This is a genomic window from Neisseria sp. 23W00296, from assembly GCF_044772855.1.
In the GTDB taxonomy this organism is placed as follows: domain Bacteria; phylum Pseudomonadota; class Gammaproteobacteria; order Burkholderiales; family Neisseriaceae; genus Neisseria.
Genome location: NZ_CP173024.1, coordinates 366,792 through 387,194, shown reverse-complemented (window position 1 = coordinate 387,194; position 20,403 = coordinate 366,792). Strand labels below are relative to the sequence as shown.

The 20,403-nt window shown below is 54.4% G+C and carries 21 protein-coding genes and 1 tRNA gene; 17 read left to right on the top strand and 5 right to left on the bottom strand.

Features of this window, described 5'->3' with window-relative positions; all coding sequences use genetic code 11:
• Positions 1-10 precede the first annotated feature (10 nt).
• The 3 genes from ACG2K1_RS02055 to ACG2K1_RS02045 form a co-directional block, all read right to left on the bottom strand.
• Positions 11-802 carry a Cof-type HAD-IIB family hydrolase gene (locus tag ACG2K1_RS02055; protein WP_009751894.1) on the bottom strand — a complete coding sequence of 264 codons (792 nt, stop codon included), beginning with the start codon at positions 800-802 and terminating at the stop codon, positions 11-13.
• Positions 803-1,174: 372 nt separating this feature from the next.
• Positions 1,175-2,362 (bottom strand): acetylornithine/succinyldiaminopimelate transaminase, encoded by a 1,188-nt coding sequence (locus ACG2K1_RS02050; RefSeq protein ID WP_395428323.1) that lies wholly within the window; start codon positions 2,360-2,362, stop codon positions 1,175-1,177.
• Between the two features lie 77 nt (positions 2,363-2,439).
• Positions 2,440-3,045, bottom strand: a complete 606-nt coding sequence (locus ACG2K1_RS02045; RefSeq protein ID WP_395428325.1) for a DNA glycosylase — start codon at positions 3,043-3,045, stop codon at positions 2,440-2,442.
• A gap of 206 nt (positions 3,046-3,251) precedes the next feature.
• Here ACG2K1_RS02045 and ACG2K1_RS02040 point away from each other — a divergent pair, with 206 nt between their 5' ends.
• Positions 3,252-4,073 (top strand): class I SAM-dependent methyltransferase, encoded by an 822-nt coding sequence (locus ACG2K1_RS02040; RefSeq protein WP_094030809.1) that lies wholly within the window; start codon positions 3,252-3,254, stop codon positions 4,071-4,073.
• Positions 4,074-4,260: 187 nt separating this feature from the next.
• The gene (locus tag ACG2K1_RS02035; protein WP_395428327.1) at positions 4,261-4,398 is read left to right on the top strand and encodes a hypothetical protein; all 138 of its coding nucleotides are present in this window, start codon (positions 4,261-4,263) and stop codon (positions 4,396-4,398) included.
• 85 nt (positions 4,399-4,483) lie between these two features.
• On the opposite strand, the gene ACG2K1_RS02030 is transcribed toward ACG2K1_RS02035, so the two are convergent.
• Positions 4,484-4,786: a DUF2288 domain-containing protein gene (locus tag ACG2K1_RS02030; protein ID WP_009751887.1), complete on the bottom strand. Its 303-nt coding sequence runs from the start codon at positions 4,784-4,786 to the stop codon at positions 4,484-4,486.
• Positions 4,787-5,117: 331 nt separating this feature from the next.
• On the opposite strand from ACG2K1_RS02030, the gene ACG2K1_RS02025 reads away from it, so the two are divergent.
• The 7 genes from ACG2K1_RS02025 (at position 5,118) to ACG2K1_RS01995 (ending at position 11,168) form a co-directional block, all read left to right on the top strand.
• Positions 5,118-5,840: a metal ABC transporter ATP-binding protein gene (locus ACG2K1_RS02025; protein WP_395428381.1), complete on the top strand. Its 723-nt coding sequence runs from the start codon at positions 5,118-5,120 to the stop codon at positions 5,838-5,840.
• A gap of 100 nt (positions 5,841-5,940) precedes the next feature.
• Entirely contained in the window at positions 5,941-6,483 is a 543-nt protein-coding gene (locus ACG2K1_RS02020; protein WP_009751884.1) for a hypothetical protein, read from the top strand.
• A 99-nt stretch (positions 6,484-6,582) separates the two neighbouring features.
• A complete protein-coding gene (locus ACG2K1_RS02015) occupies positions 6,583-7,464 on the top strand; it encodes a metal ABC transporter permease (RefSeq protein WP_395428330.1) in 882 nt (293 codons plus the stop codon).
• Between the two features lie 23 nt (positions 7,465-7,487).
• Entirely contained in the window at positions 7,488-8,399 is a 912-nt protein-coding gene (locus tag ACG2K1_RS02010; protein ID WP_395428332.1) for a metal ABC transporter solute-binding protein, Zn/Mn family, read from the top strand.
• Positions 8,400-8,655: 256 nt separating this feature from the next.
• Positions 8,656-9,396 (top strand): methionine ABC transporter ATP-binding protein, encoded by a 741-nt coding sequence (locus ACG2K1_RS02005; RefSeq protein ID WP_395428335.1) that lies wholly within the window; start codon positions 8,656-8,658, stop codon positions 9,394-9,396.
• Positions 9,393-10,067, top strand: coding sequence for a methionine ABC transporter permease (locus ACG2K1_RS02000; protein WP_395428337.1), 675 nt, complete (start codon positions 9,393-9,395; stop codon positions 10,065-10,067). The genes ACG2K1_RS02005 and ACG2K1_RS02000 overlap by 4 nt, the downstream gene beginning before the upstream one ends.
• Before the next feature lie 189 nt (positions 10,068-10,256).
• The gene (locus ACG2K1_RS01995; RefSeq protein ID WP_395428339.1) at positions 10,257-11,168 is read left to right on the top strand and encodes a MetQ/NlpA family ABC transporter substrate-binding protein; all 912 of its coding nucleotides are present in this window, start codon (positions 10,257-10,259) and stop codon (positions 11,166-11,168) included.
• 145 nt (positions 11,169-11,313) lie between these two features.
• Here ACG2K1_RS01995 and ACG2K1_RS01990 read toward each other — a convergent pair.
• Positions 11,314-11,398 (bottom strand) — tRNA-Leu (locus tag ACG2K1_RS01990).
• A 225-nt stretch (positions 11,399-11,623) separates the two neighbouring features.
• On the opposite strand from ACG2K1_RS01990, the gene ACG2K1_RS01985 reads away from it, so the two are divergent.
• From ACG2K1_RS01985 to ACG2K1_RS01950, 8 genes are all read left to right on the top strand, one after another.
• Positions 11,624-12,280 (top strand): SCO family protein, encoded by a 657-nt coding sequence (locus ACG2K1_RS01985; RefSeq protein ID WP_009427294.1) that lies wholly within the window; start codon positions 11,624-11,626, stop codon positions 12,278-12,280.
• A 67-nt stretch (positions 12,281-12,347) separates the two neighbouring features.
• Entirely contained in the window at positions 12,348-12,995 is a 648-nt protein-coding gene (hisG, locus tag ACG2K1_RS01980) for an ATP phosphoribosyltransferase (protein ID WP_009427293.1), read from the top strand.
• 99 nt (positions 12,996-13,094) lie between these two features.
• Positions 13,095-13,826 (top strand): hypothetical protein, encoded by a 732-nt coding sequence (locus ACG2K1_RS01975; RefSeq protein WP_157058155.1) that lies wholly within the window; start codon positions 13,095-13,097, stop codon positions 13,824-13,826.
• An 87-nt stretch (positions 13,827-13,913) separates the two neighbouring features.
• Positions 13,914-14,453: a dTDP-4-dehydrorhamnose 3,5-epimerase gene (gene rfbC, locus ACG2K1_RS01970; RefSeq protein WP_395428342.1), complete on the top strand. Its 540-nt coding sequence runs from the start codon at positions 13,914-13,916 to the stop codon at positions 14,451-14,453.
• Positions 14,454-14,591: 138 nt separating this feature from the next.
• Positions 14,592-16,667 carry a capsular polysaccharide biosynthesis protein gene (locus ACG2K1_RS01965; protein ID WP_009427290.1) on the top strand — a complete coding sequence of 692 codons (2,076 nt, stop codon included), beginning with the start codon at positions 14,592-14,594 and terminating at the stop codon, positions 16,665-16,667.
• Positions 16,668-16,714: 47 nt separating this feature from the next.
• On the top strand, positions 16,715-18,787 hold the full coding sequence (locus tag ACG2K1_RS01960; protein ID WP_094030806.1) for a glycosyltransferase: 2,073 nt from the start codon (positions 16,715-16,717) through the stop codon (positions 18,785-18,787).
• Positions 18,788-19,759 (top strand): hypothetical protein, encoded by a 972-nt coding sequence (locus ACG2K1_RS01955; RefSeq protein ID WP_395428345.1) that lies wholly within the window; start codon positions 18,788-18,790, stop codon positions 19,757-19,759.
• The gene (locus ACG2K1_RS01950; RefSeq protein ID WP_009427287.1) at positions 19,752-20,402 is read left to right on the top strand and encodes a DUF115 domain-containing protein; all 651 of its coding nucleotides are present in this window, start codon (positions 19,752-19,754) and stop codon (positions 20,400-20,402) included. The genes ACG2K1_RS01955 and ACG2K1_RS01950 overlap by 8 nt, the downstream gene beginning before the upstream one ends.
• Position 20,403 lies beyond the last annotated feature (1 nt).

Genomic DNA, 20,403 nt, shown 5'->3' with positions numbered 1-20,403 from the left:
GCCGACTCGGTCAGCCGAGCACGCCCAGTTCGGTGAGGCCGCGCAGGATGCCGTCTTCGCGTATCGGCGGGCAGACGTGTGCGGCGGCGGCTTTGAGTTCGGGGTGGGCGTTGCCGACGGCGACGCCGCAGCCGACGCTTTGTATCATTTCCATGTCGTTGAGGCCGTCGCCGAAGGCCATGGCGTCGTCTGTGGCGAGGCCGAGGCTGTCGAGGGCGGTGCGGATGCCGCGCTCTTTCGAGCCGCGGCGCGGCAGGATGTCGACGCCGAAGGTGTGCCAGCGGGTGGTACGCAGGCTGTCGGGCAGACCCGATTCGACGGCTTCGGCGCGGCTTTCGTCGTAAAAGCCGAGGATTTGGTGGACGGGAATAGCGGGGTCGGTTTCGCCGGTTTGGTAGGGGATGGCGAGCGAGCCGAGGGCGGCCTGCATTTCGCGGCTGTCGGCGGGGACGCTGATTTTTCGGGCGGATTCGTAGGCATAGGCGATGCCGAGGCGGCGCAGGTGGGCGGTGGCGGTGTCCAGTTCACTGCGGCTGAGGGGGAATTCGGCCAGCACTTGCCCGCCGCGTTCGACGTATTGGCCGTTGATGGCGACGAGGATGTCGATGGCGGCATCGGCCATCAGGGCGCGGATGGGGTCGGGAATCAGGCAGGGCGGCCGGCCGGTGGCGATGGCGGCGGCGATGCCGCACTCTTTCAGACGGCCTAAGGCAAGGTGGGTGCTGTCGGGGATGCGCTGTTCGTCTTTGATCCACAGGGTGTCGTCGATGTCGAAGAAGATGATTTTCGGTGTGCGTTTCATGGTAGGCCGTCTGAAAAAGGGGCGGATTGTATAGCGGGTTGTAAGGGGAAGGCTACGGTTTGGTTGTTTGGACGCGGTGTGCGGTTGGATGTGACAGGCCGTCTGAAAACGAGGGCATCGCGGTGCGGCATACCTGCGCTGCCTTGCAGGCAACTGCAAGCTGCTCCCTACCCTGACCTACGCTTGCGCGGGGGATGGGCGGGGTGGCGTGGCGGTTTACCGAGCCGCATTCTCTGCTGCTTCGCAGAAGTTGCCGCAGTTCGGCAGGTCGGGCATAAATGCCCGACCTGCGCGGCTTGGTCGGATTGGGTTTCAGACGGCCTCAGACCGCGTGCGCCGCAAGCGGCATCGGAGGCCGTCTGAAACGGGGTTTTACTGCGTTTGCAGCCATTCTTTCACCGCCGCTGCGAGGCGGGGGACGGCGGCTTCGCGGTCTTCGTCGGTGAGCAGCAGGGAGGGGGCGAGGCGGAGGACGTTGGCGCCGGCGACGAGGATCATCAGGCCGTGGCGCAGGGCGGCGGCGGTGAGTTCGGCGGCTTTGCCCGCGTAGGGCTCGGCGAGGACGCAGCCGATGAGCAGTCCTTGACCGCGCACGCTTTGGAAGATGCCGGTGTCGCGGCCGAGCGTTTCGAGGGCGGCGGTGAGCGCTGCGCCTTGGCGGACGGTGTTGGCGCGGGTGTCTTCGCGGTTGATGAGGTCGAAGGCGGCGCAGCCGACGGCGCAGGCCAGGGGGTTGCCGCCGAAGGTGCTGCCGTGGCTGCCGGGGGCGAAGGCGGGGGCGAGGCGGTCGGTGGTGAGCATGGCGGCGAGGGGGAAGCCGCTGCCGAGGGCTTTGGCGCTGGTGAGGATGTCGGGGGTAACGCCTGTGTGCTCATAGGCGAAGAGTTTGCCGGTGCGCCCCATGCCGGTTTGCACTTCGTCGAAGATGAGGGCGGCTTGGTGGCGGTCGCACAGTTCGCGGGCGGTGCGCAGGAATTCGGGGGTGGCGGGGAGGACGCCGCTTTCGCCCTGCACGGGTTCGATGATGACGGCGCAGGTGTCTTCGCCAACGGCGGCGGCGAGGGCGGCGGGGTCGTTGAAGGGGATGTGGACGATGCCTTCGGGCAGGGGGGCGAAGTCGCGGCTGTATTTGGGCTGGCCGCCGACGGAGACGGTGAAGAGGGTGCGGCCGTGGAAGGCGTTGGTGCAGGCGATGATTTTGTGTTTGTGCGCGCCGAAGGTGTCGCGGGCGTGTTTGCGGGCGAGCTTGAGGGCGGCTTCGTTGGCTTCTGCGCCGGAGTTGCAGAAGAATACTTTGTCGGCAAAGGTGTTCTCGACAAGGCGGCGGGCGAGGTTTTGCGCGGGCTCGGTGGTGTAGATGTTGGAGATGTGCCAGAGTTTTTGCGCCTGTTCGTTGAGGGCGGCGATAAGGGCGGGATGGCAGTGGCCGAGGGCGTTGACGGCGATGCCGCCTGCGAGGTCGATGTATTCGCGCCCTTCGTTGTCCCAAACGCGGCTGCCGAGTCCGCGCTCGGGGATAACGGGGGCGAAGGAGAAGTTGGGCGTGAGGTAGTTTTGCATGGCGGGTTTCCTTTGTTTGACGGGGGTTCAGACGGCCTTTATGAAGAAAGGCGGCATTATGCGCCGCCCCGTTCGGTTTATCCAACCAGTCCGGCCGTCTGAAAGAAGGCGCGGTAGGCGGCGGCTTTTTTCTGCAAACTCAACGGATAGGCGCGCGAGGTGGAGGGCAGGCGCGTGAGGGTGAGTTCGCGGCCAGCGTAGGGAAAGGGCACGGTGTCGCCGGTTTTGGGCATTTTGATGCCGCCGCCCTGTATGCCGAGCAGGATTTCCGTGGCTTTGCCGCCTGTGGTAGCAATGTGGCGGCAGGCGGGCATTTGGCTTAACACGTCCTGCAAATCAACGGGTTCGACCACTTTCAGGAATTTGTCGGATGCGTTGCCGTGTTCGCGGATGGCTTTGTAGACGGTGGGGCAGGAGGCGATGCCGCGTTCGGTTAAAAACGCTTTGATTTTGTCGGCGTCAAACGCTTTTTCAGACGGCTTCTGAAAGTGCGCCGCGTCATTGAAAAACACCAGCCCGTATACGCGCCACATATCGTTTTGGAAATTGGGATAATGAAATTCCATCGACCGCTTTTCGCCTGCGGGCGGGAAAGTGCCCATCAGCATCACCGTGGCTTGCGGCGGCAGAAAAGGCGGGAAGGGGCGGGTTTCGATAACAGGTTGGTCGGCAGACTCGGACATGGTTTTCCTTTCAAAAGGGGTTTCAGACGGCATCGGCGGATTGAAACACGCCACGCGCGCCGTTGACAACCGCGCCGCGTTCAGGAACGTCATTCCCGAGCAGGCGGAACGGCCTCCCGCGCCCGCCGCAGTTGGCAGACGGGGAGCGGCGGCGTATAGTGAAAAAACGCAAACCGTTCCCGTTTGCCTGATTTTGGAGAATACAAATGAGCGAGAAAATTTCCCCGAAAGACATCACCGTGTTGTCCGCCACCATGCTGATTCCCCTGTGGGCAAAAGCCGTCGAATACGGGCGGCCGGACGCCATCCTGCACGACAAAGAAGCCGCGCGGATGCTGGACATGATCGACTACGACTTCACCCCCTTTGCCAAAGTCAAAGCATCACAAGTCGGCTGCTGCGGGCGGGCGCGGATACTCGACGAAATGGCGCAGCGTTTTATCGACGAGCATCCCGATGCCGTGGTGGTGCAGCTGGGCTCGGGCTTGGACGCGCGTTACGAACGCATGGGCAGACCGAACGTTACCGCGTGGTACGACTTGGATTTGCCCGAAGTGATCGATGTGCGGCGGATGCTGCTGCCCGAATCGAGCAACCGCTATCTGGGCATTTCGATGTTTGACGAAGCGTGGACGGACACCGTTGCCGCGCATGGCAAACCCGTTTTGCTGATTATCGAAGGCGTGCTGATGTATTTTGACGAAGCGCAGGTGCGCTCGTTTTTTGAAATGGTGCAGCGCAAACTGCCCGGCACGCAGGTGGCGATGGACGCGCTGGCTCAAAAAATGGTCGGCCGCGCCCAGCAGCACGATGCGCTGAAAAAAATGAATGAAACGCCGCCCGAATTCCGCTGGGGCGTGCGCGATGCAAACGATGTGCTGAAACTCGCCCCCGGCAGCCGCCTGATTGAAGAAATCCACCTCAGCAGCCTCTGCGCGCCGCATTATCCCTTTATCCTGCGTCTGATTTATAAAACCAAATGGGGACGCGAAAATCTGGATGTGCGGCTGATGCGGATACAGCTTTGAGGCCGCTCCCGCCTATACCCCTGCGGGGCATAAACGCGGGAATGACGTTTCTGAATGCAGCAAAAAGGCCGTCTGAAAGCACCGCTTCAACGAAGTTAAAACCGGTTTTCAGACGGCCTTTTGCCGCCAAGCCGCCGCTTCGGTAGAATGCGCGCCCTTATCCCGCAACACAATCAGGAGCAGCAAAATGGAAGATACCGATTTCGACAGCGCAATGGACAACCTCGACGACGCATTGGCCGGTTTTGACGACGTGGCCGTGGAAGGCGGATTCGACAGCGACAGCGACGACGATTCCTGCCCCGGCGGCGCGTGCAAAATCTGAGTTCCGCGTCTGACGCGCCAAAAGGCCGTCTGAAAAACCGATTCGGGTTTTCAGACGGCCTTTTTCGTTTGCGGCCTGCGTTTTTTCAGACGGCCTCACGCACCGGCTGCACCAGCACCCACGGTGCGACCACCACCGCCCACATCTCCTGCTTGTCGGCATAAAACCGCCGCGCCTGTTCTTCCGTCACCAAACCGAACCTGCCCTCCTCCATCAGGCGGGCGACAGCTTCGCGGTCGTCGTCGGCAACCAGCCGCGCGGCGGCAATCAAATCAACATCGGACGACACATACACCGCCGCGCCGCGTGCGAAATGGGTTTGCAGGTCTGCCCAGGCAATGCGGGCGGTTTCGAGGTTGAGTTTGTCGTTTAAAAGCGGTTCGGTCATTGGCTGCTCCCTCGCGTCAAAAAGCGGCGATTATACGCCGCCCCGGTTTTCAGACGGCTTTCGGATATGTCGGCAGCCGCCCTTGCATCGAGATTTACAAAAAAAGTGTTACAACGTATCATCACGCCTTTTCCGACGCCGCCATATTCGTGAAGGCCGTCTGAAAACACGTTCCGACAACCCTCCGCAGGCGGCAGGCCGTCTGCACCGCCCGCCGCGCGCGGGAACATACGACAATGAATCTATTACTCAGCGGATTGCTCCAACGGCTGCTTCTGGCGGCGGCGGCTCTGGCCGTGGTGTGGGGCGTTTATTTTTGGGCGGCATCGTCATGATCGAAGTGGAAAACCTCACCGTCAGCTACCAGCGCAAACCGGCCGTGCACCATGTGGACATGCGTTTCGACAACGCTTCGATGTGGGCGGTGTTCGGCCCCAACGGCGCGGGCAAATCGACGCTGCTCAAAGCCGTGATGCGCCTGCTCGAATGCAGCACGGGCAAGGTGTCGTGGCACGGCCTGCGCCGCAGCGACATCGCCTATCTGCCGCAGCAGGCCGACATCGACCGCAGCCAGCCGATGACGGTGTTCGAGCTGGCGGCGATGGGGCTGTGGTACGAAATCGGCTTTTTCGGCCGCGTCAGTGCCGCGCAGAAGGAGCGCGTGATGCAGGCTCTGGCGCGGGTGGAGATGGCCGAATTTGCCCACCGCCAAATCGCCCACCTGTCCAACGGCCAGTTCCAGCGCGTGCTGTTTGCGCGGATGCTGGCGCAGAACGCCAAATTCCTGCTGCTCGACGAACCCTTCAACGCGGTGGACGCGAAAACGACCTACGCCCTGCTCGACGTTTTGCGCCGCTGCAACGCCGAACATCAGGCGGTGATTGCCGTTTTGCACGATTACGAGCAGGTGCGCGCCTATTTCCCCAACACGCTGCTGATTGCGCGGGAGAAAATCACGGCGGGCAAAACGGAAGAGGTGCTGACCGAGGGCTATCTGCAACAGGCCAACGAAGCCATGCAGCGTTACGACTACGTGCAGTGGTGCGCCGCCTGAGTGTGAAGGCCGTCTGAAAGCACCGCTTCAACGAAGTTAAAACCCGTTTTCAGACGGCCTCGGCCGCGCCTGTGACAAGCAAACCAAAAGGAAACCGTATATGACGATCAAACCCGCCCTTACCCTCCTCGCCGCCCTGCTGTCCGTCGGTATCGGACAGGCTGCGGCAAAAGACCGCGCCCAAACCGATGCAAAAGCCGACGAAAAAGCCGTGCTTGACCGGTATTCGAAAACCCACACCCTGGCACGCGCAACCGATGTGATCCGCCAATATCAGCAGCGCAACGACCCCGAATCGCGCGAAATCGCCGCCACAGAGGAAAAACTTGCCCAGGGGCAGGAAATCGTCGTGCGCACGCACTTCACCGCAGGCAAAACCTACAACATTACCGGCCGTTGCGGCCCCGAGTGCGACAATCTGCATCTCGATCTGTACAGAAACGTGTATCTCGACCTGTACGACGAAGAAACCAAACACGGCCTGCACGTGAAAAACAACCTGCACATCCTCAAAAGCCCGGGTTTCAGCTGGAAAGCCGAAAAAGACGGCGATTACACCGCCGTTTTAACCATGAAAAAATGCGCCGCCCAAACCTGCGCCGCCGCCCTGCAAATCTTTGAAGGCAGCAAAGCGTTCTGGTAATGGAAAATCCGTTTTCAGATGCCCTCAAAGCGGCGGCATCGGAGGCCGTCTGAAAACGTTTTTCCAAGCCGCACGGCCGTCTGAAAAACAAAACCGAATATGACCATCCCCCTTTACGAATGGCTGATCGAGCCGTTTGCCGAATTCGACTTTATGCGCCACGCGCTCGCCTCGGTGGTGTTTCTCGCCCTGAGTGCCGCGCCGGTGGGCGTGTTTCTCGTCATGCGGCGCATGAGCCTGGTCGGCGACGCGCTGGGACACGCCGTACTGCCGGGCGCGGCCGTCGGCTATATGCTCGGCGGCCTCAGCCTGCCCGCCATGAGCGCGGGCGGTTTCGTCGCCGGCATGGTGATGGCGCTGCTGGCGGGGCTGGTGAGCCGTTTCACCGATTTGAAGGAAGACGCCAACTTCGCCGCCTTCTACCTCACCAGCCTCGCCATCGGTGTTTTGCTGGTGAGCATGGGCGGCAGCAATATCGACCTGCTGCACCTTCTGTTCGGCTCGATACTCGCCGTCGATTTGAGCGCGCTCACCCTCGTCGCCCTCGTCGCCAGCACCACCATCCTCACCCTCGCCGTTATCTACCGCCCGCTGCTGCTCGAAAGCATAGACCCGCTGTTTTTAAAGGCGGTAAACGGCAAAGGCGCGCTGTGGCACCTGATTTTCCTCGTGCTGGTGGTGATGAACCTCGTTGCCGGTTTCCAAGCCCTCGGCACGCTGATGGCCGTCGGCCTGATGATGATTCCGGCGATTACCGCCCGCCTGTGGGCGCGCAATATGGGCATGCTGATGCTGCTGTCCGTTGTCTTCGCCCTGCTGTGCGGCCTGGCCGGACTGCTGTTTTCCTACCATGTCGAAATCCCCTCCGGCCCCGCCATCATCCTCTTCTGCGGCGGCTGGTACGCCCTCTCCGTGCTCATCGGCAGCGAAGGCGGCGTGCTCACCAAACAGCTGCGCCGCAGCCGCCACAAAACCTTCTAACCCCCCCATCGAAAGGAACAAGCATGAAACACTGGAAACCCGCCCTCCTCGCCCTCCTGATTGCCGGCGCAGCCAATGCCGAGCCGCTCAATGTCGTCAGCAGCTTCAGCATCTTGGGCGACGTCGCCAAACAAATCGGCGGCGACAAAATCGCCGTCACCAACCTCGTCGGCGCGGATCAGGACTCGCACGTCTACCGCCTCACCAGCGGCGATTTGAAAAAAATCCGCTCGTCCAAACTCGTCCTGCTCAACGGCCTCGGTTTCGAATCGGGCGAAATGACCCGCGCCGTGCAGCAGAGCAAAGTGCGCTACGCCGAAGCCGCTGCCGGCATCAAAGCCATCGAAGCGGATCACGACCACGACCACGGCCATGATCACGACCACGGCCACGAACACCACCACCATCACGGCGCCTACGACCCGCACGTGTGGAGCGACCCCTCCCTGATGCAGAAATACGCCGCCAATGTCGCCGACGCCCTCATCAAAGCCGACCCGCAAAACAAAGCCTATTACAGCCAGCGCCTGCAAAACTACGGCAAAGAGCTGCAACAGCTCGACGCCTACGCCAAAGCCAAATTCGACGCCGTCCCCGCCGCACGCCGCAAAGTCCTCACCGGCCACGAAGCCTTCGGCTACATGGGACGCCGCTACAACATCAAATTCTACGCACCGCAGGGCATCAATACCGAAGCCGAACCCTCCGCCAAACACGTCGCCGCCCTCATCCGCCAGGTCAAACAGGAAGGCATCAAAGCCGTGTTCGCCGAAAACATCAAAGACTCCCGCATGCTCGAACGCATCGCCAAAGAGTCCGGCAGCACAGTCGGCGGCAAACTCTATTCCGACGCCCTGAGCAAAACCCCGCCCGCCGACACCTACACCGGCATGATCCGCCACAACGTCGACGCCCTCGCCAAAGCCATGAAATAAAGCGGCACAAGACAGAAGGCCGTCTGAAACCGATTTTCAGACGGCCTTCTGTACCTGTCGCACAACACAGCCGATGAGAAGGTTTGACATTTACCCAAACTTGCGTTTTAATCACGAAACTTGATGTATACGCCGATTTGACACAGCTTGCGGGCGTTAAAACAGCTAAAGCGTTACAGAGTTTTTCGATTTAAGCTGTTATTTTTTAAGCCCGCTGTGTTCCACATCGGGCTTTGTTTTATCCGGAAACGACACAATGATTACTCTCGACAGGGTCTCCAAACGCTACCAAACGCGCGACAAACAATGGTTTACCGCCGTCGAACCCACCAGCCTCGACATCGAACAGGGCGAAATCTTCGGCCTGATGGGCTATTCGGGAGCAGGCAAATCCACCCTGCTGCGCCTCATCAACCTCTTGGAGCGCCCCGATTCCGGCCGCGTCCTCGTCGGCGGCGAATACCTCACCGCCATGACACCCGCCCAACTGCGCCGCGCGCGGCAAAACATCGGCATGGTGTTCCAGCAGTTCAACCTCCTGTCCAACCGCACCGTGTCCGGCAACGTCGCCTTCCCCCTCGAAATCGCAGGATGGCCGTCTGAAAAAACCGCCGTGCGCGTCAAAGAATGCCTGGAAATCGTCGGCCTGTCCGACCGCGCGCACCACTATCCCGCCCAGCTCTCCGGCGGGCAGAAACAACGCGTCGGCATCGCCCGCGCCCTCGCCCCCAACCCCAAAGTGATTCTGGCCGACGAGCCCACCTCCGCACTCGATCCCGCCACCACCCGCAGCGTGCTCGAATGCCTCGAAGACATCAACCGCCGCTTCCACGTCACCATCGTCATCGTCACCCACGAAATGAACGTCATCCGCCGCCTGTGCCGCCGCACCGCCCTGCTGCACCAAGGCCGCCTCCTCGAAGTGGCCGACGTGCGCGACCGCCAAATCCTCGCCCGCACCGACATCGGCCGCGAACTGATTACGGAAGAACTATGAACAGCAACGCCCTCGAAAACCTGCAATCCCTGCTGCCCGAATTCCAAAAAGCCATCCAGCAGACCCTCGTCATGGTCGGCGTTTCCGCCACCATCGCCGTCATCGCCGGCGGCGCGCTCGGCATCTGGCTCTTCACCAGCGCGCGCGGCCAGATATTCGCCAACCCGCCGCTCAACCGTATCGTCAGCTGGCTGGTCAGCTTCATGCGCGCCTTCCCCTTCGTCATCCTGATGATTGTGCTCATGCCGCTCACCCGCGCCGTCGTCGGCACATCCTTCGGCCCCCTGGCCGCCTGCGTCTCCCTCTCCATCGCCGCCAGCTTCTATTTCGCCCGCCTCGTCGAACAAAACCTCAACGAAGTGCCCAAAGGCGTGATCGAAGCCGCACAGGCCATGGGCGCCAAACCGTCAACCATCATCTTCAAAGTGCTGATAAACGAAGCCCGCGCCGGCCTCATCCTCAGCATCACCATCCTGATGATCGCCATTCTCGGCGAAAGCGCCGCCGCCGGCCTCATCGGCGGCGGCGGCATCGGCGACCTCGGCATCCGCTACGGCCACCAGCGCTACATGCCCGAAGTCATGGCCGCCGTCGTCGCCCTGCTCAGCGCCATCGTCGTCGTCGTCCAAAGCCTCGGCAACTACCTGTCGGCCAAAGCGGACAAACGCTAGCCCGCGCACCCGGGAAGGCCGTCTGAAACCCGTTTGCGCCCGCACGCAAACCGTTTAAAATCCGCAACCGGCCGCGAACGCACCCAATCCGCTTTCAGACGGCCGCACCATTCCGGCGTCCTGCAAAAGGCCGTCTGAAAAAAACGCCGCAACACCGCGGTACCCACACCCACCCATAGGAGATTATTTATGAACGCATTCGTCAAACTCACTCTCGCCGCAGCCCTCGGCTTCGGCCTTGCCGCCTGCGGCAGCCAGTCCGCCGATAACGCCGCCTCCGGCACGGCCGGCAGCGCCCCCGCCGCAGAAACCGCCGCCAAAAGCGAACTCCGCTTCGGCACGACTCCGGGCGATTTCGGCGACATGGTCAAAGAGCAAATCAAACCCATGCTGGAAAAACAAGGCTACACCGTCAGCCTCACCGAATTTCCCGACTACGTCACTCCCAATAAAGCCCTGGCCGAAAACGAGATCGACATCAACATCTTCCAGCACAAACCCTATCTCGACTCCTTCAAAGCCGAACACAAACTCGACCTGACCGAAGTCTTCCAAGTGCCTACCGCCCCCTTGGGCATCTACCCGGGCAAACTGGCCAAACTCGAAGAAGTGAAAGACGGCAGCACCGTCGCCATCCCCAACGACCCCTCCAACCTCGCCCGTGCGCTGGTGATGATGGACAAATTGGGCTGGATCAAACTCAAAGACGGCATCGACCCGCTCAAAGCCTCGCGTGCCGACATCGCCGAAAACAGCAAAAACATCGAGTTTGTCGAAATGGAAGCCGCCAACCTGCCGCGCAGCCGCCAAGACGTCGACTTCGCCATCGTCAACGGCAACTACGCCATGAGCAGCGGCATGAAACTCACCGAAGCCCTGTTCCAAGAACCCAGCTTCGCCTACGTCAACTGGTCTGCCGTGCGCACTGCCGACAAAGACGCCAAATGGGTGAAAGACATCGAATCCGCCTACAACTCCGACGAATTCAAAACCTACGCACACCAGCGCTTCGCCGGCTACAAATACCCCGCCTCCTGGGGTGAAAACGCCGCCGCAGGCGCCAAAGCAGAAGCCGCTTCTGCCGCCTCTGCCGCCAAATAAGCCGGCATGACAAAAAGGCCGTCTGAAAAACTCCCGACAGAGTTTTTCAGACGGCCTTTTTCCAAACCTTCTACCGCACCCGCAAAAGCAGGCTATCCACGCGACCTAAACGCCGGACAAAAAAATAACCGCTCGAAGCGGCTGATGGTGCCCGGGGTCGGACTCGAACCGACACACCTTTCGGCGGGAGATTTTGAGTCTCCTGTGTCTACCAATTTCACCACCCGGGCAGGTAGTAAAGGTGCGATTATAGCGGAAAAAAACCGCTTGTAAAGCAGCACGGATGGATTTTACGGGAAATACAGCCCAATGCATTGAACAAAAAAACGATTTTCCCCAAACAAAAAACTTTGCCCAAATCAACTTTCCTTTACTTTCTCCCGCAGTTTCATTCCCCTGCCGCCTGAAACACGGTAAGATTGCGGCGATTTTGTCCACTTGCGAAAGGTCTGACCATGAAACACCGTTACCTTGCTCTGCTGAGCACCCTCCTGCTTGCCGCCTGCTCGCAGGAAACCGCGCAAAACAACGCACCCGCCGCTTCTCAGGCACAGGAAGTCCCCGCCGCTTCCGCACCGAAATCTCAAGCACAGGGCGGTTTTTTCGGCACCAACGTACAAAAAGACGACATCGGCGGCGATTTCACGCTGACCGACGGCAACGGCAAACCCTTTACCCTCAGCAGCCTGAAAGGCAAAGTCGTGCTGCTCACCTTCGGCTACACCAACTGCCCCGACGTCTGCCCCACCAGCCTGCTGACCTACAGCGAAGTGCTCGGCCAACTCGGCGAACAGGCCAAAGACGTGGCCGTGGTATTCGTCAGCGTCGACCCCGACCGCGACACGCCCGAAGTAGTGGGCAAATTCGCCAAAACCTTCAACCCCGACTTCATCGGCCTCACCGCCACCGGCGATCAAAGCATCCCCGTCGTCAAACAGCAATACCGCGTGGTATCGGCCAAATCGCAGGAACAGTCGGCCGACATCTACCTGATCGACCACACCGCCGGCACCTACGTTCTCGATAAAAACGGCGAAACCGTACTGATGGAAAACTACGGCAGAACATCGGGCGAAATCGCCGCCGACGTCAAACGCCTGCTCCAATCCTAAATGCTTTTCAGGCCGTCTGAAACCGCCGCCGCGCGTTTTTCAGACGGCCTCAACCGTGGAAAACCCCATGCCGGACAACAGCCTCACCATCGCGCTATCCAAAGGCCGCATCTTCGAAGAAACCCTGCCGCTGCTGGCGGCAGCAGGCATCTCACCCGCCGAAGACCCCGAAAAATCGCGCAAACTGGTTATCGCCACCAACGATCCAGACATCCGCCTGGTTATCGTCCGCGCCTCCGACGTGCCGACCTATGTGCGCTACGGCGCGGCCGATTTCGGCATCGCGGGACGCGACGTCCTCATCGAACACGGCGGCGAAGGACTTTACCAGCCGCTGGACTTGCAGATTGCCAAATGCCGCATGATGGTGGCCGTGCCGCAGGGTTTCGACTACGCCGCCGCCTCGCAGCCCGGCAGCCGCCTGCGCATCGCCACCAAATATCCCCGCATCGCCGCGGAACATTTCGCAGGCAAAGGCGTGCATGTGGACATCATCAAACTCTACGGTTCGATGGAACTCGCCCCGCTGGTCGGCCTGTCCGACGCCATCGTCGATCTCGTTTCCACCGGCAACACCCTAAAAGCCAACCGCCTTGAAGCCGTCGAACACATCTGCGACATTTCCAGCCGTCTTGTCGTCAACAAAGCCGCGCTGAAACTGAAACACAACCGCTTACAGGCGGTTATCGACGCTTTCTCAGCCGCCGCAAACTGAACACAGATTCCGCCCGGCGTGTGACATTCGGCCTGCTAAGCAGTGTTTCATACTGCAAGTCTGATGGTCTACAGCCCCGAAAACAAAGGAGAAAACAATATGGCACACCTGCTGATCGACACCGTCAAAACCGATTCCGGCAAAAAATACATTCCCTTCGGCACACACCGTGTCCGCCTGTTTGCCGACAAAAAATCGGCCACACCCTTCCGCAGCCTGCTGCGCATCCGCAAAAAAGCAGACGGCAAAAAAAACCAAAGCGGCAGCGGCAGATTCCGCCTGCTGGTGCTGCGCAAATCCGCCGTCCGAGCCGCCATTCTGGCCGAAGCGGAGAAAATCCTTGCTACCGACCCGAAAGCCGAAATCGCCGTTATCAGCCCCCGCCGCAAACTGCGCCTGAAACTCGGCAAACTGCAACAGCGCCACCCCGACGCACGCATCTTCTGCGGCGGCAAACTGGGCAAAAAAGCGCGCCGCTTCCTGTCCGCAGGCAACAGGCCGTCTGAAAACGTTTCAGACGGCCTCCAAGCAGGCAATGCCCTCGTGCAGGAAACTGAAAACAACATCATTGCCGAAGCCGCCGTGCAAGTGCGTGCCGCCGCCACGGCCGTCCTGTTGCCGCCACCGCAACATCCCGCGCCCGCCGCAGACACTTCCACAGTGCCCGCCCATATCGTTCTGCTCATCAGAAAAAACCGTCCGAAAAAGAAAACCGCCCTGCTCGCCCTGCTCCAACAGCAGCACGCCGCCGATGCCGCCGCGCTGCTTGCCGGCCTGCAACAGCAGGGATACCTGAAAATCGACGCGGCCGAAAACGTCCGCTATCTGTAACGCAACAGGCCGTCTGAAAGCGGGGCTGCAACGGAGTTAAAACACCGCAGCCTCTTCAGACGGCCTCAAACCGACACACACCGCATCATGAAAATCATCGACACCGCCCTCCCCGACGTGAAACTTTTAGAGCCGCAGGTTTTCGGCGACGCACGCGGCTTTTTTATGGAAACCTTCCGCGACGAATGGTTTAAGACCAATGTATGCGAACGCACATTCGTACAGGAAAACCATTCCAAATCAGGCAAAGGCGTATTGCGCGGCCTGCATTACCAAACCGAAAACACACAGGGCAAACTCGTGCGCGTGGTGTCGGGCGAAGTGTTCGACGTAGCCGTCGATATGCGCCGCAGCTCGCCGACTTTCGGGCAATGGGCGGGCGAAATCCTCTCCGCCGACAACAAACGCCAGCTTTGGGTGCCCGAAGGTTTCGCCCACGGCTTTTACGTTTTGAGCGACGAAGCCGAGTTTGTTTACAAATGCACCGACTATTACAACCCGCAGGCCGAACACTCGCTGATTTGGAACGACCCTGCCGTCGGCATCGAATGGCCGCTGCAAGGCGAGCCGAACCTGTCAGCCAAAGACCTTGCCGGCAAACCACTGGCCGAAGCGGCAACGTTTTAAACACGCACAAAAAGGCCGTCTGAACCGCCCGCAGGTTTTTCAGACGGCCTCAACCATCCGTAAAAGGCCGTCTGAAAACGAGGCCTCAACGAAGTTAAAACCAATGGCGGGATCAGAACCGACGACCCTGAAACAATCATGAAAAACGCCTACATCCCGTCGCGCGGCATACGCGGCATTCCCAACCTGGCCGCATTCCTGCCCGAATTCCACATCCGGAACAAACCGGCAGACGCGCAGACCGTTATCGGCTGGGGGCTGCGTCCCACCACCCGCAAGGCACGCGCATTCGCCGACGCGCACGGTCTGCCGTTTGTAGCACTGGAAGACGGTTTCTTGCGCTCGCTCGGACTAGGCGTCGAAGGATGGCCGCCGTTTTCCCTCGTATTCGACGACATCGGCATCTACTACGACACAAGCCGCCCCTCGCGTTTGGAGCAGCTGATTCTGGCCGCCGACACCATGCCGCCGGAAACGACGGCAGAAGCGGAACGCGCCATCGGTCTGATTCTGAAACACCGCCTGTCCAAATACAATCATGCTCCCGACCTTTCAGACGGCCTCTTGTCCGAAATGCGGGAGCGGGAAAACGTGCTCTTGATCGACCAAACCTTCGGCGACATGGCCGTGCAATACGGCGGAGCCGACGAAGCGGCATTCGAGCGCATGTTTCAGACGGCCTTAGCGGAAAACCCGCAGGCGCAAATCTGGATCAAAACCCATCCCGACGTATTAAGCGGCAAAAAACAAGGCTATCTGACCGGCTTGGCGCAACACGAACGCGTCCGCCTGCTGGTAGAAGACATCAACCCCGTATCCCTGCTGCAAGCCGTTGACAAAGTCTACTGCGTCACCTCGCAAATGGGCTTCGAAGCCCTGCTCTGCGGCAAACCGACCGTCACCTTCGGCCTGCCGTGGTATGCCGGATGGGGCGTGAGCGACGACCGCCACCCCGATGCCGCAACTTTGGCACAACAACAGCGCCGCGCACCGAGAACCCTGCCTCAGCTCTTTGCCGCCGCCTACCTGCAATACAGCCGCCACATCAACCCCAACACCGGCGAACCCGGCAGCCTGTTTGACGTCATCGACTACCTCACCACCGTCCGCCGCAGCAACGAAAAACTGCGCGGCAGCTTATACTGCGTGGGCATGTCGCTGTGGAAACGCGCCGTGGTCAAACCGTTTTTCAACGTGCCTTCATGCCGTCTGAAATTCGTCAAATCCGTGGACAAACTGGCGGGAAAACCCCTGCCCGCCGACGCCCGCCTGCTGGCATGGGGAAACGGCAAAGACGAAACCGTCCGCTTTGCCCGCGAACACAATATCCCGCTGCTGCGTATGGAAGACGGTTTCATCCGCTCCGTCGGCCTCGGCTCCAACCTCGTGCCGCCGCTGTCTCTCGTTATCGACGACATGGGCATCTATTTCAACCCGCAAACCCTGTCGCGCCTCGAACACATCCTGCAAAACCAAGTCTTCGACGAACAGGATTTTCAGACGGCCTCCGTGCTGCAACAGGCGCTCACGGAAAACAAAATCAGCAAATACAACGTCGGCAACACAAATTTCAGCGTGCCAAAAACCGATAAAACCGTTATCCTTGTGCCAGGCCAAGTCGAAGACGACGCCTCCATCCGCTACGGCTCGCCGCAAATCTGCCGCAACCTCGACCTGCTCAAAACCGTACGCGAACGCAACCCGGATGCCTTTATCGTTTACAAACCGCACCCCGACGTCGTCAGCGGCAACCGCACCGGCCACATCTCCGCCGAAGATGCCGCCCGCTACGCCGACCAAACCGCCCCCGAAGCCGACATTCTGACCTGCCTGCAATACGCCGACGAAGTTCACACCATGACCTCGCTGACAGGATTCGAAGCCCTGCTGCGCGGCAAAAAAGTCTGCTGCTACGGCCTGCCCTTCTATGCAGGCTGGGGACTGACCGAAGATACCCTGCCCATCCCCCGCCGAAGCCGCAAGTTGGAACTGTGGCAGCTGATAACGGGAACGCTGGTTTATTATCCGGAATATGTGAATCCCCGAACACAACATCTCGTTAACGTCATTGAGGTAATGCAATTTTTAAAAAAACAGAAATTTTTACAGAAAAATTTCACGATACTGCACAGGAGATTACATGACAAACAGCTAGAAAAAATAAAGCAATTTCTCTGTTCACTATCTATTAAAAATAGACCCATGAATAAATGATTAATATAAATTTTTATCTAGCATACCTTTAAATATGAAATTACAATATGTCAAGAAAAATAGATTACTTGTTTATTGATCCGTTTGCATCTCACAAAAGCGGAGTAACTGCATATACCAAACAAGCAAAAGATATATTATCAGAGCACTTTACTGTTGAAATATTAAGTATTAGACTTGGGGAACCTATAGAAGATTTTCGAAAAAGAGTGGCACTTTTTATCAATAATAACGAGATAACTATTGTTGAAGCTCCCGAGACTAGAACAGCAAGTAAATATATTAACCATCCGAGACTACATATCAGATTACATGGAAGTAGAACATATTGCAACTATCTTCAAAATCTAGCGGTATCAGCTGAGTTAATCCGTGAAGAACAAGCTGAGATTAACAAAGCACACATCATATCAGCGCCTTCGTCAATTACTGTAGACATCAGCAGATTATTTTTTGATAATTTAGACAATGTTGTAATTATACCTAATCCAATATATTTGCATAACGCCAGACGAGAAAACAATATTCCATCGGATAATTCTAGAAAAATTTTTTTTATTGGAAGAGGAGACTATTTAAAAGGTACGATATTTCTATTAAAAATAATCCAGAAAGAACCCTCCTTAAATATTACATTGGTGGGTGATGATAAGCTAAGAAAAACGTTTATGCACCATCCAAATTTTAATTTTATTGATGGAGTGGATGCAAATTTAGAAAATTTAGTCAATACTGGGGATATCGTACTTATACCCAGTATTTTTGAGACTTGGTCTATGGTTGCCAGCGAAGCCATATTAAACAGATGCCAAATTGTTTTATGGGAACATTGTGGCATATGTCAATTTATACAAAACTATAAATTTGCCCATACAGTTCCTATATGGGATATCAATATTTTTGCACAGACTATTAAAAATGCTATTTCCACAAAAATAAAAAATACTGATATTATTAAATATTCCAAACAAACCATTTATGAGTGGAATGCCTGTTTTTTAAAAAATATTAATGGCATTATATATGGAGAGCAATCTTCAAAAGGAGAATATCACCCCATTAAAATTAATCTGGACAAATTACTATCAATTAGAAATAACGAAAGCAAATTTATGAGAATAAAGAAAAAAATTAAGAAATTCTTTAGAAATCCTATCCTATTTTTTAAAGATTCCCGATACTTTCAGCCAGTTTATTTAAAAATTAAAAAATACAATTTTATACTTCTAAAAAATAAGCACGATACAATCCCAATAGAAAATAAATTGTTACGTCCTAAAATAAAAAAATTGGATATTTCTCCTAGTGGGTTTATTGTCTTTCCAGAAATGGATGCAAAGAAAGCGCACCTAAGAACCATGATTCTTCTCCCTGAGCGGTATAATCCCATTGCAGAAGAATTAATTCCTCTACTTCATAGACACAAAGATTTCTTACCTTTGCGAGATGGGGAACTCATTATTTATTGTTATGATGATTATTTTAGTGAAATAGAACCCTTTCATATGCTTGAAAAATTAAACAATGCCAACAGGGATAGATTATCAAATATTAGGAATATCTTCATACTGGACGATACTGAAAATTTTTCTTTATCCCTATATCATTGCAATCATACAATAAATGTAATACAAATTATCCCAAAACAAAAAAACAATAAGTTAGTCACTAGTAATGTATTAGGTTACTATTTAATTCATAAAGATAATATTAATAAATTAGAAGAAAAACCTATTAGAAAAACGTTTATTTATGACACTACTTTAAATTTATCTTTATACATTAGAAAGGTATTACAGGAAATTTTGCCAAGGGACATTAATATATTATTGCCTGTCATATCATCGAAAGACGACTATCGGATTGATCTTTTTAAAGAAAAAAATCGTAATTACGATATTAAAATATACTTGAGTTTATCAAAAATAGAGAATAATAATATTAAATATCATAGTGAATTGTGTATATCGATGGCTAATTTAACAAATGGTCTATATGTTACAGAACAAGTTTTCTTAAAATATCAAAATTTACTAGTTAATCCAACCTTTGACAACTTGGCTAATTTCTATCTATATGCGTCAAAAGACGGTTTATATTTCGACGTGGAGTGTCAGTGAATGAAAAAAATAGTGCATCTATCCAATACCCCATTAGTTGGTGCTCCTGGAAAACTTAGCTACCTATGCGAAAAAAATGGATATTTATCACATTCGATTATATTGGGTGATTATCCTGAAAAATCAGGCTTAAACGAAAAATTTATGAAGTATTCAATTTTATGGAATAAAAAAATACCATACTTAACTGATCAACTACTATCTTATATAGAAGAAGCTGATATTATACACATCCATAATGATTTCAATATTTTTCATGATATTACATGGAAAAGTAATCAAAAATTTATTTATCATGTTCATTCTCCATTAAGAGAAGGACCTATTTTTATTGATAAAACAAATTCTTTTGGTGTTAATTTTTCAAAGAAGCTAGTTGTTGGGCAATATCATCCTAGGCACTACCCAGATTTTTATCCTGTTCCTAATATTGTGCTTGGTGCACCTAGTAAAAACTTGGTAAAAGATGATGAACCGTTAAGAGTCATGTATTCCCCAACGCATAAACGTGGCGGAAGGTGGAATAATAAATTTTCAGAGGAATTGAATACAGTCATATCCTCATTGGAGAAAATGAAAAGTATTGAGATAATTAAACTTGATTCTCCTTTGCCACAAGATACACTACTTGAAGTAAGAAAGACATGCCATGTTTCTATTGATGAAATAAGTACAGGAGCTTATCACCAGATTAGTTTGGAAGGTTTATGTGCAGGCAATGTTGTTATCAACAATGCTGATTATTTTTCTTCATTCATGTTAGCATCGCTTGCTACTGCACCAGAAATGCCACCTTTCTATCGATGTAATCCCAGTAATATTTCGAAGAACATGATCGCACTATTAGCTAATTACGATTTAGTTCGAGACTATCAAAAAAAATCATTTGATTTTTTTGATCAATATCTTAGAGCCGATAAATTATTTGAAATATATAATAAAATCTATTTGGAGATATTAACTGATGTATGATATTAGAAAATTAAAGGATAGAGAAAGAGGAAATCGCTGCTTTATTCTAGCAAATGGCCCATCAATAAACGAATACGATCTCTCAAAGCTGAAAAATGAAGTTACAATCGGTATTAATGCATCTACTTTATTATCAGAAAAATTTGATTTTACACAATCATATTATGTCGTATCAGACAAACGTTTTTTTGATGTAGCTATGAAGAAACAATTAGCAACGTATAGATTGGGTAAAAATACGATTAAGGTATTCAGAAAAGAAATTATAGATGTATATCCTAATGATATAGATAATGTATATTATGTCTCAGCTCTTGAAAGAGATGGCTTTTCATTTGACTTATATCATGGTTATTATTATGGGTGTACAACAGTGATGCTTGCTATCCAACTTGCTAGCTATCTAGGAATTAGGGAAATCTACCTTCTAGGGGTAGATCTAATCTATAATCAAGAAAATGCTAGGTTTTATCTTGAAAATGAAATTCAAATTGATGATTCAAAAAGTAGTGTACAAATTTTTAATATTGTCAATGCAGATTTAGCCATCAGAGAGAGGGGTGGCATTATTTATAACACAAATCCCAAATCATTAATAAGAAATTATTTGCAATTTCAGGATTTAAATGATCTACTAGGATAAC

Excerpts from the sequence above, each read along its gene's own strand:
- ACG2K1_RS02030 (WP_009751887.1), bottom strand. The coding sequence starts at position 4,786 with ATGACCGAACCGCTTTTAAACGACAAACTCAACCTCGAAACCGCCCGC.
- ACG2K1_RS01950 (WP_009427287.1), top strand. The coding sequence starts at position 19,752 with ATGTATGATATTAGAAAATTAAAGGATAGAGAAAGAGGAAATCGCTGC.
- ACG2K1_RS01975 (WP_157058155.1), top strand. The coding sequence starts at position 13,095 with ATGGCACACCTGCTGATCGACACCGTCAAAACCGATTCCGGCAAAAAA.
- ACG2K1_RS01965 (WP_009427290.1), top strand. The coding sequence starts at position 14,592 with ATGAAAAACGCCTACATCCCGTCGCGCGGCATACGCGGCATTCCCAAC.
- ACG2K1_RS02010 (WP_395428332.1), top strand. The coding sequence starts at position 7,488 with ATGAAACACTGGAAACCCGCCCTCCTCGCCCTCCTGATTGCCGGCGCA.
- ACG2K1_RS02050 (WP_395428323.1), bottom strand. The coding sequence starts at position 2,362 with ATGCAAAACTACCTCACGCCCAACTTCTCCTTCGCCCCCGTTATCCCC.
- ACG2K1_RS01985 (WP_009427294.1), top strand. The coding sequence starts at position 11,624 with ATGAAACACCGTTACCTTGCTCTGCTGAGCACCCTCCTGCTTGCCGCC.
- hisG (WP_009427293.1), top strand. The coding sequence starts at position 12,348 with ATGCCGGACAACAGCCTCACCATCGCGCTATCCAAAGGCCGCATCTTC.
- ACG2K1_RS02015 (WP_395428330.1), top strand. The coding sequence starts at position 6,583 with ATGACCATCCCCCTTTACGAATGGCTGATCGAGCCGTTTGCCGAATTC.
- ACG2K1_RS02020 (WP_009751884.1), top strand. The coding sequence starts at position 5,941 with ATGACGATCAAACCCGCCCTTACCCTCCTCGCCGCCCTGCTGTCCGTC.
- ACG2K1_RS02005 (WP_395428335.1), top strand. The coding sequence starts at position 8,656 with ATGATTACTCTCGACAGGGTCTCCAAACGCTACCAAACGCGCGACAAA.
- ACG2K1_RS02055 (WP_009751894.1), bottom strand. The coding sequence starts at position 802 with ATGAAACGCACACCGAAAATCATCTTCTTCGACATCGACGACACCCTG.
- ACG2K1_RS01955 (WP_395428345.1), top strand. The coding sequence starts at position 18,788 with ATGAAAAAAATAGTGCATCTATCCAATACCCCATTAGTTGGTGCTCCT.
- ACG2K1_RS01995 (WP_395428339.1), top strand. The coding sequence starts at position 10,257 with ATGAACGCATTCGTCAAACTCACTCTCGCCGCAGCCCTCGGCTTCGGC.
- rfbC (WP_395428342.1), top strand. The coding sequence starts at position 13,914 with ATGAAAATCATCGACACCGCCCTCCCCGACGTGAAACTTTTAGAGCCG.
- ACG2K1_RS02000 (WP_395428337.1), top strand. The coding sequence starts at position 9,393 with ATGAACAGCAACGCCCTCGAAAACCTGCAATCCCTGCTGCCCGAATTC.
- ACG2K1_RS02025 (WP_395428381.1), top strand. The coding sequence starts at position 5,118 with ATGATCGAAGTGGAAAACCTCACCGTCAGCTACCAGCGCAAACCGGCC.
- ACG2K1_RS02040 (WP_094030809.1), top strand. The coding sequence starts at position 3,252 with ATGAGCGAGAAAATTTCCCCGAAAGACATCACCGTGTTGTCCGCCACC.
- ACG2K1_RS02035 (WP_395428327.1), top strand. The coding sequence starts at position 4,261 with ATGGAAGATACCGATTTCGACAGCGCAATGGACAACCTCGACGACGCA.
- ACG2K1_RS02045 (WP_395428325.1), bottom strand. The coding sequence starts at position 3,045 with ATGTCCGAGTCTGCCGACCAACCTGTTATCGAAACCCGCCCCTTCCCG.
- ACG2K1_RS01960 (WP_094030806.1), top strand. The coding sequence starts at position 16,715 with ATGTCAAGAAAAATAGATTACTTGTTTATTGATCCGTTTGCATCTCAC.